The sequence below is a fragment of the Candidatus Mycosynbacter amalyticus genome (genome assembly GCF_025273655.1).
Lineage (GTDB): Bacteria > Patescibacteriota > Saccharimonadia > Saccharimonadales > Saccharimonadaceae > Mycosynbacter > Mycosynbacter amalyticus.
Genome location: NZ_CP045921.1, coordinates 757,017 through 772,794 on the forward strand (window position 1 = coordinate 757,017; position 15,778 = coordinate 772,794).

The 15,778-nt window shown below is 49.2% G+C and carries 21 protein-coding genes; 4 read left to right on the forward strand and 17 right to left on the reverse strand.

What is annotated here, in order from left to right:
* Window position 1: 1 nt before the first annotated feature.
* Genes GII36_RS04205 through GII36_RS04220 form a run of 4 tightly spaced genes read right to left on the reverse strand, consistent with a single transcriptional unit; the run spans window position 2 to window position 2,787 of the window.
* On the reverse strand, window positions 2–475 hold the full coding sequence (locus tag GII36_RS04205; RefSeq protein ID WP_260762792.1) for a TspO/MBR family protein: 474 nt from the start codon (window positions 473–475) through the stop codon (window positions 2–4).
* 1 nt (window position 476) lies between these two features.
* Window positions 477–1,385, reverse strand: a complete 909-nt coding sequence (locus GII36_RS04210; RefSeq protein ID WP_260762794.1) for an NADP-dependent phosphogluconate dehydrogenase — start codon at window positions 1,383–1,385, stop codon at window positions 477–479.
* Window positions 1,386–1,413: 28 nt separating this feature from the next.
* A complete protein-coding gene (locus tag GII36_RS04215) occupies window positions 1,414–2,079 on the reverse strand; it encodes a 6-phosphogluconolactonase (RefSeq protein ID WP_260762796.1) in 666 nt (221 codons plus the stop codon).
* A gap of 45 nt (window positions 2,080–2,124) precedes the next feature.
* Entirely contained in the window at window positions 2,125–2,787 is a 663-nt protein-coding gene (locus GII36_RS04220; RefSeq protein WP_260762797.1) for a LiaF transmembrane domain-containing protein, read from the reverse strand.
* Between the two features lie 60 nt (window positions 2,788–2,847).
* On the opposite strand from GII36_RS04220, the gene GII36_RS04225 reads away from it, so the two are divergent.
* Window positions 2,848–3,564 carry a ribosomal RNA small subunit methyltransferase A gene (locus GII36_RS04225; RefSeq protein WP_260762799.1) on the forward strand — a complete coding sequence of 239 codons (717 nt, stop codon included), beginning with the start codon at window positions 2,848–2,850 and terminating at the stop codon, window positions 3,562–3,564.
* Here GII36_RS04225 and GII36_RS04230 read toward each other — a convergent pair.
* On the reverse strand, window positions 3,547–4,083 hold the full coding sequence (locus GII36_RS04230; protein ID WP_260762800.1) for a DUF1697 domain-containing protein: 537 nt from the start codon (window positions 4,081–4,083) through the stop codon (window positions 3,547–3,549). The genes GII36_RS04225 and GII36_RS04230 overlap by 18 nt on opposite strands.
* 137 nt (window positions 4,084–4,220) lie before the next feature.
* Between GII36_RS04230 and GII36_RS04235 the strand changes: the two genes are divergently transcribed.
* On the forward strand, window positions 4,221–4,397 hold the full coding sequence (locus GII36_RS04235) for a hypothetical protein (RefSeq protein WP_260762803.1): 177 nt from the start codon (window positions 4,221–4,223) through the stop codon (window positions 4,395–4,397).
* A 146-nt stretch (window positions 4,398–4,543) separates the two neighbouring features.
* Here GII36_RS04235 and GII36_RS04240 read toward each other — a convergent pair whose 3' ends face one another.
* The 7 genes from GII36_RS04240 to GII36_RS04270 are packed head-to-tail and all read right to left on the reverse strand — an operon-like array spanning window position 4,544 to window position 7,552.
* Window positions 4,544–5,446 (reverse strand): VOC family protein, encoded by a 903-nt coding sequence (locus GII36_RS04240; protein WP_260762805.1) that lies wholly within the window; start codon window positions 5,444–5,446, stop codon window positions 4,544–4,546.
* 1 nt (window position 5,447) lies between these two features.
* Complete coding sequence (locus GII36_RS04245) at window positions 5,448–5,726, reverse strand: DUF4287 domain-containing protein (RefSeq protein WP_260762806.1); 279 nt, start codon at window positions 5,724–5,726, stop codon at window positions 5,448–5,450.
* Entirely contained in the window at window positions 5,727–6,101 is a 375-nt protein-coding gene (locus tag GII36_RS04250; protein ID WP_260762808.1) for a VOC family protein, read from the reverse strand.
* Window positions 6,102–6,103: 2 nt separating this feature from the next.
* Entirely contained in the window at window positions 6,104–6,517 is a 414-nt protein-coding gene (locus tag GII36_RS04255; protein WP_260762811.1) for a DUF1801 domain-containing protein, read from the reverse strand.
* Window position 6,518: 1 nt separating this feature from the next.
* A complete protein-coding gene (locus GII36_RS04260; RefSeq protein ID WP_260762813.1) occupies window positions 6,519–6,863 on the reverse strand; it encodes an iron chaperone in 345 nt (114 codons plus the stop codon).
* Window positions 6,864–6,892: 29 nt separating this feature from the next.
* Window positions 6,893–7,150 (reverse strand): hypothetical protein, encoded by a 258-nt coding sequence (locus GII36_RS04265; protein WP_260762814.1) that lies wholly within the window; start codon window positions 7,148–7,150, stop codon window positions 6,893–6,895.
* Between the two features lie 3 nt (window positions 7,151–7,153).
* Window positions 7,154–7,552 (reverse strand): DUF2177 family protein, encoded by a 399-nt coding sequence (locus GII36_RS04270; RefSeq protein ID WP_260762816.1) that lies wholly within the window; start codon window positions 7,550–7,552, stop codon window positions 7,154–7,156.
* Window positions 7,553–7,580: 28 nt separating this feature from the next.
* On the opposite strand from GII36_RS04270, the gene GII36_RS04275 reads away from it, so the two are divergent.
* On the forward strand, window positions 7,581–8,177 hold the full coding sequence (locus GII36_RS04275; RefSeq protein ID WP_260762818.1) for a DNA-3-methyladenine glycosylase family protein: 597 nt from the start codon (window positions 7,581–7,583) through the stop codon (window positions 8,175–8,177).
* Here the strand turns inward: GII36_RS04275 and GII36_RS04280 are convergent.
* Genes GII36_RS04280 through GII36_RS04295 form a run of 4 tightly spaced genes read right to left on the reverse strand, consistent with a single transcriptional unit; the run spans window position 8,167 to window position 11,420 of the window.
* Complete coding sequence (locus tag GII36_RS04280) at window positions 8,167–8,679, reverse strand: cytidine/deoxycytidylate deaminase family protein (protein WP_260762820.1); 513 nt, start codon at window positions 8,677–8,679, stop codon at window positions 8,167–8,169. The two genes, GII36_RS04275 and GII36_RS04280, sit on opposite strands and share 11 nt — an antisense overlap.
* Complete coding sequence (gene trhO / locus GII36_RS04285; protein ID WP_260762822.1) at window positions 8,676–9,593, reverse strand: oxygen-dependent tRNA uridine(34) hydroxylase TrhO; 918 nt, start codon at window positions 9,591–9,593, stop codon at window positions 8,676–8,678. Before trhO ends, GII36_RS04280 begins: the two co-directional genes overlap by 4 nt.
* 20 nt (window positions 9,594–9,613) lie before the next feature.
* Entirely contained in the window at window positions 9,614–10,909 is a 1,296-nt protein-coding gene (locus tag GII36_RS04290) for an MFS transporter (protein WP_260762824.1), read from the reverse strand.
* 4 nt (window positions 10,910–10,913) lie between these two features.
* Window positions 10,914–11,420: a DUF2127 domain-containing protein gene (locus GII36_RS04295; protein ID WP_260762826.1), complete on the reverse strand. Its 507-nt coding sequence runs from the start codon at window positions 11,418–11,420 to the stop codon at window positions 10,914–10,916.
* Between the two features lie 163 nt (window positions 11,421–11,583).
* On the opposite strand from GII36_RS04295, the gene GII36_RS04300 reads away from it, so the two are divergent.
* A complete protein-coding gene (locus tag GII36_RS04300) occupies window positions 11,584–13,365 on the forward strand; it encodes an ABC transporter ATP-binding protein (RefSeq protein ID WP_260762828.1) in 1,782 nt (593 codons plus the stop codon).
* Here the strand turns inward: GII36_RS04300 and GII36_RS04305 are convergent, their stop codons facing one another.
* Window positions 13,366–15,711, reverse strand: a complete 2,346-nt coding sequence (locus GII36_RS04305; RefSeq protein ID WP_260762829.1) for a DEAD/DEAH box helicase — start codon at window positions 15,709–15,711, stop codon at window positions 13,366–13,368.
* Window positions 15,712–15,778: the final 67 nt, after the last annotated feature.

The following is a 15,778-nucleotide window of genomic DNA, read 5'->3' on the forward strand; positions in this document are numbered from 1 at the left end:
GCTAATTCAGCACGGCAACGCCGATAGTCAGGTATATCGCGAAACCTACCCACAGTAAATACGGCGCAAGTAAAGCAGATGCGACTTTACTCACCTTCGCAAACTCATGCATGGTCCAAATAATCGCACCAAGTAGCACAAGTATGATCGCAACGCCCATATCCGGCTGATGTAAGCCAAAAAATACAAGAGACCATATTGTATTGAGCGCGAGCTGACAAAAAAACGCCACATATGCCAGGCTGGGCTTTTGGGTCTGAGCTGTCCACACGAGAAATAGCGCTATCCCCATGAGAAGATACAGCACCGACCATACCGGACCAAACACTTCGTTTGGTGGCAAAAATGGCGGCTTAGCTAAAGTAGTATACCAGGTTGGTATATTAGAGGTAGTTGCGAGTGAACCAATTCCTCCAGCAGCAAATGATATTCCTACAGCTGCGATAAATTGACCGACGCGCTTAAATACTGTCATTCTACTGCTTGCCGTTAATATCGTGGCCGCCGAACTTGTTGCGCTGTGCAGCAAGCAGTTTAGTCGCGAAGTTCACGTCGCCTGCCTGAGACGCCAGCCGTACATCAAAAGATGCTTGAATAGCCGGCAATGGAATACCAAGATCCGCCGCCGTCTCAAGAGTCCAGCGTGCCTCGCCACTCTCGGCTACTACTCCATCAATTCCATCGAGAGTTGGTGATTCACTCAGCGCCTCGGCACTCAGCTCGTTAAGCCAAGAAGTGATGACACTGCTATGCTGCCACACTTCACCCGCACGAGCGAGATCTATATCGGCAATTGGTCCTTCACGAAGCATGCGGTAACCTTCTGCCAGGCTTTGCATCATGCCGTATTCAATCGCATTGTGCACCATCTTGACATAATGTCCTGCACCGTTGGGACCAAAGTGACTATGGGCGCCACTAGGAGCGGCAAGTGTATCGAGAAGAGGCGAGACATATTCATAGATAGAGCGATTACCACCCACCATCATGCAGAAACCGCGCTTAAATCCGTGCACACCACCGCTCGTACCTATGTCAAGCAGGTTGCAGCCTTTGGCGCTCACGCGCTCTGCACGCGCCGAGTCGCCACGATAGTCGCTATTACCGCCATCGATGATGTTACTTCCCTCCGGTGCAAGCGCGAGCCACTCGTCGATTGCGGTGTCGATCACATTGGCCGGAATCATGACCCACACGAGGATTGGTTCGCCCGCAAATGCCGCTACGGCCTCTTCCTTGCTGTACGCAGCAATTGCGCCTTTGTCGGCCATGACTTTTACCGGCTCAGGGCTGCGGTTGTGCGCCACAACTTCGTGGCCATCCGCCAGTAGCTTCTCAGCAATTTGTCCGCCCATGCGTCCGAGGCCATCGATAATAATCTTCATAGTACTCCCTCCTTGTTGGTGTGTGATGTCAGTCAGCAAAATCGCTGAAAAGCGTACTCCGTGGCACGGTTTTCAACGCTTGTGCGGGCTGATCTAATAGTGGTACATCTTCGTGCAGCAGCTGACGCAGCGCTGGGTATTTGTCTGTGCCGTGCGCGTAGGCTACTACCTCATCTAGCTCGGAAATCGCTTTTGGCGTCATAGTGACGCGAGCAAAATCAGCACCCATGAATTGCGCTGCGTACTCATCGCTTGTCACCGCCACAGTATGCGGCTTGATACCCGCCGTATGCCCATCGGCACCGATACCGAAAAGGCCGATTTTGTAGTCGTAGGTGGCAAACAACCGCTCCAACTTATCGCCGAAATCTTGTGCTGTCGTCTCGGCATCTTCGCCGCGCAGCACTCGATATGCGTTGATAGTACTCACATTGAAACCAAGCTGCTCGAGCTGGATCCAGTTTTCGTCTGGGTGATTCGGTCGACCATACCGCTCATCTGTCAGTGTGATGCATAGCTTGGAGGTATCGACGTCTTCAAGTCCCACCAATACTTTAGTGGCCACCTTCATAGCCGAACCACCCGGCACTAGCCAGAGCACAGATTCGTCCGCCTGCAGATGGGCGACAAGAGTAGAAGTCAGATATTCGACGATTTGCAGGTCATCTTGTTCGGTCACTAACTTCATAGACATCCTTGAAATTCAGTATACTCGCTTGTCGATGAGTCTGCAAATGAGCTAGTTTTTTATCTCTACTCCAGCCATGATTACATCGCCAATTACGTAGAGTACTGGTGCATCTTTGGCTGCATCTTGATCCGTCTTGTCTTCGACGCCACCAAGAATAGCCGAGGTTTGGTTACGCACAATCACATTGCGAGGTACGATCAACTCTATTCCACCCCAAAACGTAAACAATTCGACGGTCGCCTCTTTCTTGATTTTCGCCTTGCGCAGGTCGAGCTTCGTACCACCCATCACAGCAGTAAGTTTACTACCCTTGAAGTCGGTCGATGTATTCATCTGTTCACTACCGCCCAGTATGGCCGTCATGTCGTCGCGTTCGGCCTTGCTCACCTTGTGGCCAGGCGAACGACTAAATACGATAGAAAGCCCAACGACAATCACCACTGCTGGCCAAAATAATTGCCAGGGATCAACATCCACTACATCAAGTTCGCGCAGCTGAAACAGCACACCGACACCCGTCACTACAATTGCCCACAAGTAGCTGCGGGTGTCGTTGATAAACATCACTAGTCCAGCCAATATCACAAGCAGAGGCCACCATGTCGCGGCAAACTCGCCAAATTCGATAACATTTGCACTATCAAGCAAGAAGCCCACGCCTACTGCTACGATTACAAGTCCTGTCACTATACGTACAATTTGTGATTTCATACATTCATCATACTCTCTTAAGAGTACTCTCGGCAACTCTTTCCGGTATACTAGTAGCAGATGAAACGCCTCCACACCAAATCGCAAAACTTCCTCCGCAGCCCGAGCATTGTAAAAACACTCGTTGGGCACAGCAATATCAAGAGGTCTGACACAGTCTACGACATCGGGGCCGGCAGCGGTATCATATCGTATGTGCTATCCGATGCATGTCGGCAGGTTGTGGCGGTTGAGCAGGACTCTCGCATGATCACAAAACTCCACGACAACCTGGACGACCTTCATAATGTCACCATCCAAAAAGGCGATGCACTTACCATCACACTCCCGACCACTCCCTACAAGGTCTTCGCCAACATTCCGTTTCACCTCAGCTCGCCTATCTTGCGTCGTTTCACTGAAGCCGAGCGTCCGCCGACCGCGATCTATCTCATCGTCCAGAAGCAATTTGCCGAAAAACTCCTTATTGGCAATGAAAATTTTACCGGCCTCCTAGGTGTATATATTGCTCCGCACTTCACGACGCGTATCCGCTACAAACTACTGCGCAGTGATTATCGCCCCGCTCCCGCCGTCGATACTGTACTCGTCGAGCTTCTACGCAGAAACGAGCCGCTCCTGCCGTCTACCGACATGGTAAGCTACCGAGAATTTGTCGAGCGGTGTTTTTCTAGGCAAAAATATTTTGATACACTCAGCACAGGCAAGCGACCATCACAGCTTTCGCTAGGCGAGTGGCTTGGGCTCTTTGCCCGACACTCAAAAAAGTCCAAGTAGCTTCTTAGCAGTGGTAGAACTGCGCATTGTTACCCGTTTGTAGATTGACGTTCCAATCATTTTCGGTACAACGCTTTTGTTATACTCTGCCATGGGCAATGTCCAAAACACCACTTGACCATACAATGCCAATTTGTCGACGACCGACGTTTTTTTCGTCAGCTCGGCAATTACTTCCTGCGCAGTCGTCGGAGGTATCACAAATAGTGCGTCATTGCGCGTCTTGTCCGTACCATTTGCCCACCATGTAGGCGCATGCCGTAGGGCATCTTCGTAGTCGGCCTGTGCTATCACAGTCACGACTACGGCAAACCCGAACCTCTTCTCTATCATAGCTTCACACTGCTCGACCAATTCTATCAAGTCAGTTTTGTCACTGTCAAAAAATATATTACCACTATTGATATAGGTCGATACGCGCGTAAACCCAGCCTCTTCGAAGCAAGCACGTAGTTCACTCATGGCCACTTTGTTATTGCCGCCGACATTGATGCCGCGTAGCAGTGCAAGATACGTCATAGCTATATTATATGCTATAATTTCGTGTAGTGCATAAGCCCAGCCTGTCCGCGAGCCTACTGATGGGGAACAACTCGTTTCTGGCACCACATACTTGCATCGGAACTTTTATTACATAACACTATAGGAGTTTTCTGATGGCAGACAAACTAACCGCCGAAGAAAAAAAGAAGTACGAGCGAGACTGGTACGAACTCAGCCACAAGAACTGGCGTGCCTGGGGCAGCTGGTTTAGCTGGGGTTCACCTGTCGGCCTTGGCCTATTCTTCATCGAAATCGCTGGAGCGATTTGGATCATAGCGCAGGTCTTCTGACTCAAAAACACCCTGCCGCATTGCAGGGTGTTTTTATATTGGTAAGACAAGCCTTTCGTCCAACTAGCACGTACTACAACATCGCCCCCTGCTGATCTGCTACAACGCATCGGGGCACTTGAATGCTTTTTGTACAAAGAAACTGTCTAGTACTCTGCGATGACGATTTTGTGCTGCTGCATCATGGTTTTGAACGCGCCAGGCCTCTGCATCAACTCGTCGATATTCGCAGGGACGATTTGCCACGATACACCGAACTTGTCTTTGCACCAACCACACTGTTCGGCCTCTGGCACTGTTGAGAGTATACCCCATAGCTTGTCAATCTCGGCTTGATCTTTACACGCGACAGAAAGTGAGACGCCCTCAGTGAAGTTGAATTTATGCTCCACACCCCCGTTGTCCATCACGGCCAACCACTGCTCACCTATTCGGAAATCACCATAGGCTATCGAATCTGCTTTGGCAGGACCCATATCTTGTCCATAGGTACTCATGTTGCCGACTGCAGCATCGTCAAACAGTGACACATAGAGTTCCGCCGCATAGTGCGCTTGGTTTTGTGATTTGTCAGTAAAAAGTAGCGACGGTACTATCGTCGGACGCGGCTCGCCGTCGGGATTCGTGAGTATCAGCTGCCAGCTCACGCCAAATTTATCTTGTATCCAGCCGTAGTGCGGACTAAACGGATATTCGCCCAGCTCCATCAGCACCGTTCCGTCATCGCTGAGCTTGCCCCATAGTTCATCGAGCTGCTCCTGCGTCTGTCCACGCGATGGATCGAAGTTTACAAAAAACGAAATGGACGGATTTGGCGTAAACTCCGGCCCGGCGTTGATCGCGACAAATTCCAGATCGTGCACACGGAACTGAATTGTGAGTACCTTACCCGCCAGGTCTTGCTGAAAATCCGCCAAGCCTTCGTCTCTCGACTCCGGATAATTCTCGGTATGCAGTACCTCGAAGTCAGTAAACGCATTTCTGTAAAAATCCACCATCTCTTCGGCATTGCCGTTGCACCATAGGTTTGGTGTTATTTTTTGTACCATATTAATTCTCCTTTCCATCTAGTTTCAACGTTACGCTTGGGTCGCTATGTACCCCACTGCTATTCACATGTTTGTCACTAATCGCTGCCCCGTGTTTGATCACATGCACAAGAGCCATAGCATGTCCACGCCCCAGGTCATAATCCTCTGCCAACCACTGCACGATTTCACCGGCTTTCGTATTATCGCCGAAGCCTTTTGCATGAGCTTTGTCTATGAATTGCTGTGGCACCAGACCAGTCTTGGTCTCGATATTGTCCAGGTATGCTTGAAACGACATTTACTCCTCCACCAATGCTAAAATATTTCCACTCGGGTCTTCGAACCATGCGATATTTGGGCCCATGCCCGCATCTTTGCCGCGCAATACTCCGCGACTGTCCTGCTCCGCAGGTAAGTTATCATACCTCAAAAACGTCACGTTTTTTGCCATCAGCTCATCGATCGCCACATCGATATTGGGTACAACAAGATTAAGCACCGTAAACGTCGCCGGCGTATGATCATCCTTAGGATAAATAAATACTTGGTGGCCATTCACCTTGAAGCCAATGCCGCCCATGCTGTCTTCGCAAGTAAGCCCGAGCACGTCACTATAAAATGTTTTACACGCCGGTATGTCACTACTCGAATATCCACTGAATGCAGCCAACATATTCATAATAATTCCTTTGACTTTTCATACGCACTTGCGATCAACTGCTCAAGCGCGCCGAGATCAGCATGGTCAAGGTTTTTAAGATAGATGCAACCCTTGCCCACTTCATGCTTGCCTACCCTCCCTAAGGCATCTGTGAATTCGGCGGCATCGTATGTAAGATAGAGCGATAGTTTACCTTTTCGTGGTGCGAAGCCAATCAATGGCCAATCCGCCTCGATGCCGCTTTTTGACTTATAGTGATATTTACCGAAGCCGATGATTTTTCCCCAGAGCATTGGCGGTTTGCCTGAAACCCGTTCCATCATGCCAACAAGAAGCTGACTATCTCGCTGCTGCGAGTCGTCGAGCGTCGCCAGATAGTCTATCACGCTATCTTGTGTCGCCACTGTCTTCGGCTCGTACTTTGCCATACTAGCCTCCCAGCTTCTGCTTATTAAACTTCACCATACGCTTCACTAGATCAATAGGTAGTGGCTGGTCAAGTGGAAACTGCACTGAGCCTTTGCCTTGCTTGTATTTCGACAAATCTTCTGCAAATGCTTCGTGACCCTGCGGTGTGGCGTAAAATCCGATATGATGTGCAAACCCGCCGAAATACACCAGCGGCTTTTTGTGCAGTTTGTACCCTACGAGCCCATACATAATTCCTTCTTCGGCGTCCGGTGCCCCGGCTCGCACGGTCTCTCGAAGCCGCACAAGTCTTGCTTTCACCTCGCCATCGAACTGATTTATATATTCTTCAAATGTATCCGCCACGATAGCCTCCTTATATACTTAGTATACGCTTATAGCTGCGTCTGTTCCACTACGGGCAATGCTTCGATGGGAGTATCGAGAATACCTGCAAGTTTATCGATTTTTTGAAATTTACCGTACGGCACTTGGCTGCCATTCTGACTATAGAGTCGGTAATAATGATCGTAGCTCACCACCTCACCGCGAAAATTTTTGGTGGTGGTCGGTTCGTCGATACGCACGATGTACCAGCCGGCATCGAGTTCGGCGACGATGCGTCCAAGCTTGGCGTAGTGATTAAACGTCATAATCTACGTCAGCGCCCGGATGATGAAAAAAGATCCGACCGATACCGCAGCAGTAATGAGCATACCCCAAGCTAGGTCGATGATGACGATTTTGAGCGGGAAATCTTTCATAGTGGCGAGGTTCGTGAGGTCGTAGGTAGCGTAGGCGACAAGGCCGAAGAGCGCCCCAATGCCCAGTGCATACTGCCACGACTCTTTCGCAAGCGCAGGATTGATGACAAATACCAGCACGCCGACAACGTAAATGAGATAAAACGCCAATGCCGCACCCATATTTGGTTTGTCGAGCAGCAGCTTGCCCATTTCTGCATAGTATAATTTCTTGGCGATGAAGCCGAGCCAGATGTAGTCGAGAATACCCATGATACCGCCGACAGCGAGAAGTTTGATAAGAAGTTCCATATTACCAGTATAACGCTATACTAGAAATATGACACTCACACATGCCGAAGTCAAGCTGGCGCGACTTGATCCATTGCTAGGGGAGTTGATTCATGCACACGGCACGATTCCGCTGCGGCCACCACGAAACTACTTCGAAGCACTTGGCAGCTCGATCGTATCACAGCAAATTTCTGTGAAGGCTGCTGCCAAGATTTTTGAACGATTCCGCGAGGCTACCCAACTACTACCAGAGAACATACTCGCGCTTGACGAAGATGGTTTGCGCGCGGTGGGTCTGAGCGGTCAGAAATCGCGCTATATTCGTGACCTTGCAGCGCACTTTGTCGAAGATTCTGCTGTGTTTAATCATCTGGGGAATTTGAGCGACGACGAAGTAATCGTAGAACTTACACGCGTGAAAGGTATCGGTGTGTGGACCGCGCAAATGTTCCTAATCTTTACCCTACATCGTCCAGATGTCTTCGCACCCGACGATCGCGGCCTGCAACTGGCTGTCGAGAAACTATATGAGCGCATATCTACTCGCGTCGAGCTCGAAGATTTGGCGCAAAAATGGTCACCTTACCGATCGACCGCCTGTCTCCATTTGTGGCGCTCGCTCGATAATAAACCTACTGCCTAGCGTTGGGGTGTTTTTTGAAATATTCGTAACTAATATGGTTATATTCATCAATAGGGTAAATATCAGCACCGTTGTTGTTCCATAATGCAAACTCAGCCACACCAGCTTGCATGCTAATACGACTACATACTGTGCAATATGGCTCACCGGCATCCGTAAAGTCGCCACATTCATCTACACGCATGAAGTAGAGTCGTGAACCCTCAAGCTGATCCTTCGATGCGTTGGCGCAAGCGTCAAGTGCCGCATTCCATTCGGCATGCACACAACATGTCTTGTCATATTTCGGCTTTTTATCTTGAGCAAAATCCGCTTCACACATACGTTGAGTCTCATCGCCAAGCGGTGGTGCATTAAATCCAGTGCCGAGCACGACTCCGCTTCTCGACACGATTGCCGACCCACATTTAGCCCTGAGGCAAGTTGCCCTACGAGCCTCGAATGCGGCTTCTTCGAAATGCTCGCGAATTGATTCTAGTGTAGCACCCTCTACGCGCTTCATGCATTTACCGAGGCGCCAAGTTTAGCCTCGTGCTTATAGCGACACTCGTCGGTGTGAAACAGCAGGTTTGGATTTTGCTTGCACTGCAAGCAAATCAACACGAGATCATTGCATTCCATATGCGCACAGTTTTCAAAATTATTCGTCGGGCCACCACAGTGTGTACACTCACCAATCGTCTTGGCATGGTCGCTGAAATCAACCGTCATGCGATTGTCAAACACGCGCAAGCTACCTTCCCATAGGCCATCGTCTCCGTATGACTCGCCGTATTTGACGATACCGCCGTCGATTTGATAGACATCGGTGAAGCCGCGCTTTTTCATCATGGCAGAAATCGCTTCGCAGCGGATACCGCCCGTACAGTACGTGATTACTTTTTTGTTTTTGATATCGTCGTATTTGTCGCTTTCGAGCTCAGCGATGAAGTCGCGTGAGGTATTAGTATTTGGTACCACCGCGTTTTTGAACTTGCCAATTTTGGCTTCGTGCGCATTGCGACCATCAAAAAAGACTACATCGTCGCCATGCTTCTCGACCATCTCGTGCACCTCACGCGGCTTGATGTGTATACCGCCGCCGATCACACCGTTTTCGTCTACGTCGAATTCGTCGTCGCTATTTTGAAATCCAACCAGCTCGCGGCGAGCTTTGACGCTCATGCGCGGAAAGTCTTCACGTCCACCGTCGCTCCATTTGAACACTATGTCTTTGAAGCCAGCGAACTTCTTCGTCTCTTTGATGTATTTCTTGAGATCCTCTACTTCACCGCCCACAGTGCCGTTGAGCCCCTGCGTGCTCACAAGGATACGACCACGCAGATTTAGACTGTCGGTCAGTGTCTTTTGCCAAAGTTTCACCGCTTCCGGATCGGTAATAGGTGTAAATTTATAGTAGAGAAGTATCTTTTGCATCGGAGACTATTATACCATAATTACACTTTTGCGTAATAAGCTGAAAGTCGCCGATACGGCTTAGATAGAAATGCCGCAATGACGATAGCGAGCATAACTAAACTCGCCAGCACAAACACCAATGCTATACCGCGCGCCTCGCCGTCTCCAAGTAGCCAACCAAATGCCGCCTTGCCTTCGGGCGTTTTCATAAAAGGTATAATGACAAACTCTGCGATCGGACCGATCAAAAATGCACTGATAGGGGTAGATGCAGATTCTATCGCCTGCGCCAGCCCAAACACTCGGCCTTGTCGCTTGAGCGGCACCACCCGTTGGATGATGGTCTGTTCGGCCGCTTCGGCAATCGGCATGATGACCATAAACAACCAGATACCTATCGCGTACAGCCACCACCACTCGCGAATCGCAAATGTCATACCTAGCAGTGCCACGCCAATATTGACCAGTAGCATTGTGCGCACTGGGTTTTTACCTAGGCCAAACTTCGCTACCAACATGCCACCCAATATAAAGCCGGTGCTCGTAATACCCAGTACAGTTCCCCACCACTCCACAGAGAAAAGCGTGAGTCCATATGGATCCATCAGCGCCATGAACACCCCGCCTACGAGATTGTTGAACGTCGTAAAGATGATGAGCCACCACAGACCAGGAATCGCACGAATCGCCGTGAAGCTCCCATGCAAATCAATCTTTTTGTCCCCGAGCTCCGGGTCGTGCACGATATGGTCTTCGGGGATTTTAACAAGCAGCAGGTGTGCAAGCGCAAGGCCCGTAAGCACCGTTGCGATAGCCAACGTCCAGCCCATGCCGAGTAGGCCTATGGATAGACCGCTAAACACGCTTGTCACCATAAACGCCACACCTTGAACGGTGCCCACGAGGCCATTCGCCCTGTCCCTGGCTTCTTTTGGCACGAGTATTGTCACTGTTGTCGACAACGCGATGTTGCGCATGTTTTCAATCACCCCGCCTGCTAGGATGATTCCTGCAAATAACCAGAAAAGCCAGGATTGCCAGTCGACCAACGAACTTTTGGGCGCCAATATGTAGATAACTCCCGCTAGTACAAACGTAGCAAACGTAAACACGCTCGAATATACCATGACCGTCTTTTTCTTGTTATGATCCACGATGGTGCCGAAAATGATACTACACACCGCCACAAACAGCATATATGTACCGCCAATAATCGCTGTCGCGAGCACCGATTTGGTCTCGAGATACACCCAAAACGTCAGCGCAAACCACAAATAGCTGGTAGTGACATTAGCGATGAGTGTATTGATTAAGACTTGGTAAAAATATTTCACATACTTATTGTACAGGTTCGCGAGAGTTTTCGCGTAGATCTTGCCATTCGCCCCATACAAGCCAGATGATAAGCGTGTCGAGCAAAGTAAATAGCCACATGCCAGGCGACAACGGATCGAGCACAAGTACATACAGTTGGTAAAGCAGGAAGAAACCAAGCACAGCCAATGCGTACGGATACGCCCAGACAATGCGGCGCAGGAGGCAGTAGACGAGCACTAGTTTGACGACACCGTGGCCTATGAGAAACACGATCAGAAATGTGATACCGTTTTTCGCCGCCTCGGCGTCCAGCCTAGCTACGTAACTCGCGATAAACTGTGCGGTGTGCCCGTCGTGCAGGTGCGTTGCCCGAAAGATTGCCGACAATGTCGTGTGCACGAGACCAGGTGCCACTAGCAGCGCTATGCCAGCAAACACCTCCATAAGTCCGTCGAAGCCCTTGACGGCAATACCGAGGCGATACGCGTTTTCGAACCAGGGAGCATGCCGAAGAGAGTATATAGCCATCACCTCAATTATACGCCCTTTTCTGCTTGCAGGCTTAAAAACACTATGACATAATAAAATTCACTATGATTCCACTGGAATCCTCTACTCACACATGTTCGGATGAGTCGAACCGCTAGTGACATATCACTTTTTCATTTACAATTAACTACGGGAGGTTCGCTTGAAACTTTTTAGCAGAACAAACAGCAGCACAACTAAAAAAACGATTAATATATACAAGGAAGAGCTCAAAGAAGATAAAAAGCAATTCATCATTGCGACAATTCTTGTGCCCATGCAGCATCTGCTCTACGTTGTACTGCTCCCATTGATCATCAGCTTCTTCACACAGTCGCTAATCACCAGCTCGCATAATTTCACTACACCACTGCTTCTCATAGGTTTTATGGCACTTATATCACTCATGGCAATTATCGTAGGACACTTCGGCTACCTTGCTCTTTTCAAACATGAGGAAAGTATGACCACAAAGCTCACTGAGCGCGCGCTCACTGGCCTACTTCGCCATAGCCACAGTTTCTTCGCAAACAACAAAGTCGGCGCGTTAGCCGGTGACGTCAACACGTTCAGCCGTTCGTACATGTCAATATTTGACACTATTGCCCTACAAGCGACAAGTATTGTTGTCAACTATACCGCTAGCCTCATCATTGTCGCATTCATCGCACCGATTATGTTGCCTGCGCTCATCTTGTTAACCGGCTTCATCATCTACGACGCGCTTCGTTCGTACAGTGCGCGTGCTGAGTATCGCACTGAGCGCAAAGAGCTTCAGTCAAAACTTTTTGGTAATTTCGCCGATATACTCGGAAATCAAACGCTTGTGCGCATGTTCGGCACAAGTCGCCAAGAGATAAAAAACACTGTCGCACAACGCCGTCATATAGAATCAATTGCCAATCAAGAAATCGATATACTCCAGCGCGGTGCCGAGACTCGCATGGGTGTACTGTTTTCGTTTCAGATTCTGACACTTCTACTATGTCTAGTCCTGATCACACGTGATGCACTCTCTATTGCGGCGCTGATATTTATCATCACCTATCTCGGACGCGTTACGGGCTCACTTTTTGCTATTAATGGCATTATAAGAGGGCTCGAACAGGCATTTCTCGACGCAGCGAAAGTTACGGAGATTCTCGACCAGCCGCCAGAAATAGTTGATCAACCACATGCCAAAAAACTTGAAGTGTCGCATGGCAATATCTCACTGAACGATGTCTCATTCACCTACCAAGATGCCAAAGATAGACCCGTGTTCAAACGTGTACAGTTGGACATACCTGCTGGTCAAAGTGTCGGACTTGTCGGCAAGAGTGGTGGGGGTAAATCAACCCTCACGCACCTGCTTCTCAGATATATGGATATCGGCTCTGGCGAGATATCCATAGATGGACATAATATCGCTACAGTCACGCAAGATAGTCTGCGCTCACACATCGCTTATGTCCCTCAAGATCCCTATCTGTTTCATCGTAGCCTTTCCGAAAACATCGCTTACGGCAAACCAGACGCCACCGAGCCAGAGATTCGTGCAGCAGCAGAGAAGGCTCACGCAGTCGAGTTCATCGATAATTTACCGCAAGGACTTGATACAATCGTAGGCGAGCGTGGCGTCAAACTAAGTGGCGGGCAGCGGCAGCGCATCGCTATTGCTCGCGCAATACTCAAAGACGCGCCAATCCTCGTACTCGACGAAGCAACATCTGCGCTAGACTCGGAGAGCGAAAAGCTCATCCAGGAATCACTCGAAACGCTCATGCGTGGTCGAACTAGCATAGTGATCGCTCATCGACTCTCCACCATCGCCAAACTCGATCGCATCATCGTGCTTGAACAAGGCAAAATTATCGAAGATGGAACACATACTGAACTCCTGAATAAGAGGGGTATCTATGCCAAGCTCTGGAAACACCAAAGCGGCGGCTTTATCGAAGAGTAATTACTCATCATAGTGCTGACAATACACGTCAAATTGCCGATTAGTTATGTACAGCGCTCTCAAGCTTTTGGTCGCGTCCGTCCAATATTCTCTTGGAGCCTCTCCCAGATGAGTCAGGCGCCGGCATAACAAGTTCACATTTATATCGAACTCGCGCGCGCAATCGTCTAAGGTGTATGCATCATCAGGACAAACCTCAACACCTTCTTCCTCATTCACTTTTTCCTGTTGTGTAGCTTGCACCTGCGTAGCAAGTTGATTCAAGATGAACTCTCCATCACTTGGCGTATAGCCTTTTCGAAGACCATGCGGGCCAACGGCTGCAAGCGATTCTATCTCATGATTTTTCGCGACCTGCTGTATCAACCCGGTGCTATGTCCAGAGAAATTCGCCATATCGTCAAGCGTCATCATCTCCTCTATAGCCACCTGCTGCACCCCAGCAGCTCTCCTGAGTTTCGCGAGAGAACCGAACACCTCATCCACACGTGCCATATCCGGCATTACAGAATCATTGACTTGGTTGATATCCAGTTTTGTCGGCAGTCTGCCAAGCGAACGCATGAGATCAATATACTGACTAACTATAACTCGCCGCGTGGCTTTGGGGGGTGAATCTAAAGCGGCGCCCCGCCTCCTTAGTGGCTTGTCGTGGCCTTGGAACGCAAGTAGTCGGACTGCATCTGCCAGCTTGACTGCACGCGCGCTACGACCATCACGCCACGAGAGAGACGTAATTTCTATACCTTCTTGCTCTGCTGCATCCAAGAAAGCCTGTTGATCTGTAATGTAGTCATCACAAAACTGTGCCACGCTCACCATCTCTGGACTGTTCTCAAAAAATCGCCCTTCGGACGCTCTGCGAAGTCGTATGAGCGAATCACCAAAAGGTCGAAGCATCTGCCGTCGTACATCGACACCAACATACTCGTCCACTTCCTTGAGACTCGCGCGACTTGAGGCATATCCTAATTCACTATTGATCCATGCGTAAAACTTTACCGCGTGTTCAGGACTCCATACCTCCTCACGTGCACGCTCTTGCTGCTCGGTATGTTGATTGAGTAGCTCGACAATATCAATAATATGACCGTCGAATTGAAATGAAGCCTTTGGCATAATAACCTCGGGCTTAAGACGATCGATTGACCCGTCTGTATCCCGCTTCGCCAAATCACCCCGACGCACATCATGTACCATACTTTCTTCGAGTGAGCCGAGCAAGCGGCCAAGCATCTTGAGTCGCTCATAGCCAGCCACGTAATCAAAAACATACACCGTATCTTTTCCTTGTGCACGTCGCAAACCTCTACCAAGATGCTGCAAAAAAGTCGCTTCCGATGACGTTGATCGCGCAAAGAAAATTGTATCAATATCTGGCACATCAATACCTTCGCCCATAATATCAACAGAAGTAACTGTTCGCAGTTCACCCCGGCGAAAGGCGTCAAGTAACATGCGGCGCTCCAGTAGAGGTAACTTGGAATGAATAGCCCGGGCACCCGGAATAAGACTTGCGTAATGCTCGGCTTCTTCTATCGTCCTGCAATAACCAAGTGTCTTCGGGTCTTCAACATATTCACGCGATCGCCTCAAAAAATCCTCAACAACGCTCTCTGCGCTCAATGCAAAGTTTGGCTTCAAGTTTTTTGCTTTTACCGCTTCTTCGTATACCATGCCTACCGTGTCCTCCGGAATGGTGGCGATATAGTGCGGCTGAGCTAATATACCTTCTTGAATGCCATGGGCAAGTGATTTTGTGTATCGCTCATGTCCAAAAATGCTGCGAATATTTTTTCCATCTAGCCGGTTGGGCGTTGCAGTCATGCCAAGCAAAAACTGTGGCTCAAAATATTTGATAGTCCTGCGGAATGTTGGTGCCTCCGCATGATGCGCTTCATCCACGACTACATAATCGAAGTCATCGGGCTCGAATATCTCACGAGCATGCGCAAGTCCGTCTATAGGCGTATGCATCGACTGGAGCGTCGCAAAAACGATAGAGTTTGAAAGCGCAATATCTGGATCATTGTCACTACGAAATGTGTGACCTTCCACCGCATGGCGACCAAGTGTTTTTTCGAGAAATTTTTTTGCTTGGACATTTATTTCATCGCGGTGGCTCAAAAACAACACCCGCGCATCTGGATACTGCTCAAAATAGCGATCAAGGTCCAATGCAAGCATGACTGTCTTGCCAAGGCCAGTTGCCATATGGACGAGGGCTTTCCGCTCACCACTATCGCGAACTCGCACCAACTCATTCACGCAGTCTTGCTGGTAACTTCGATATTCAACACCGGGTAATACTTCTCCTGCGGAAAGTTTTGGTTCACCTCTAATCATTTCTCGTGATTATAAAATATATTCAACTACATCGCAATATAATAAGAAAAAGAAGTGCTATCATCCT

Coding starts and splice junctions, on each gene's coding strand:
- trhO (WP_260762822.1), bottom strand. CDS start 9,593: ATGCAAAAGATACTTCTCTACTATAAATTTACACCTATTACCGATCCG.
- GII36_RS04275 (WP_260762818.1), top strand. CDS start 7,581: ATGACACTCACACATGCCGAAGTCAAGCTGGCGCGACTTGATCCATTG.
- GII36_RS04230 (WP_260762800.1), bottom strand. CDS start 4,083: ATGACGTATCTTGCACTGCTACGCGGCATCAATGTCGGCGGCAATAAC.
- GII36_RS04235 (WP_260762803.1), top strand. CDS start 4,221: ATGGCAGACAAACTAACCGCCGAAGAAAAAAAGAAGTACGAGCGAGAC.
- GII36_RS04295 (WP_260762826.1), bottom strand. CDS start 11,420: ATGGCTATATACTCTCTTCGGCATGCTCCCTGGTTCGAAAACGCGTAT.
- GII36_RS04205 (WP_260762792.1), bottom strand. CDS start 475: ATGACAGTATTTAAGCGCGTCGGTCAATTTATCGCAGCTGTAGGAATA.
- GII36_RS04280 (WP_260762820.1), bottom strand. CDS start 8,679: ATGAAGCGCGTAGAGGGTGCTACACTAGAATCAATTCGCGAGCATTTC.
- GII36_RS04265 (WP_260762814.1), bottom strand. CDS start 7,150: ATGACGTTTAATCACTACGCCAAGCTTGGACGCATCGTCGCCGAACTC.
- GII36_RS04210 (WP_260762794.1), bottom strand. CDS start 1,385: ATGAAGATTATTATCGATGGCCTCGGACGCATGGGCGGACAAATTGCT.
- GII36_RS04305 (WP_260762829.1), bottom strand. CDS start 15,711: ATGATTAGAGGTGAACCAAAACTTTCCGCAGGAGAAGTATTACCCGGT.
- GII36_RS04250 (WP_260762808.1), bottom strand. CDS start 6,101: ATGTTGGCTGCATTCAGTGGATATTCGAGTAGTGACATACCGGCGTGT.
- GII36_RS04240 (WP_260762805.1), bottom strand. CDS start 5,446: ATGGTACAAAAAATAACACCAAACCTATGGTGCAACGGCAATGCCGAA.
- GII36_RS04270 (WP_260762816.1), bottom strand. CDS start 7,552: ATGGAACTTCTTATCAAACTTCTCGCTGTCGGCGGTATCATGGGTATT.
- GII36_RS04255 (WP_260762811.1), bottom strand. CDS start 6,517: ATGGCAAAGTACGAGCCGAAGACAGTGGCGACACAAGATAGCGTGATA.
- GII36_RS04215 (WP_260762796.1), bottom strand. CDS start 2,079: ATGTCTATGAAGTTAGTGACCGAACAAGATGACCTGCAAATCGTCGAA.
- GII36_RS04220 (WP_260762797.1), bottom strand. CDS start 2,787: ATGAAATCACAAATTGTACGTATAGTGACAGGACTTGTAATCGTAGCA.
- GII36_RS04225 (WP_260762799.1), top strand. CDS start 2,848: ATGAAACGCCTCCACACCAAATCGCAAAACTTCCTCCGCAGCCCGAGC.
- GII36_RS04245 (WP_260762806.1), bottom strand. CDS start 5,726: ATGTCGTTTCAAGCATACCTGGACAATATCGAGACCAAGACTGGTCTG.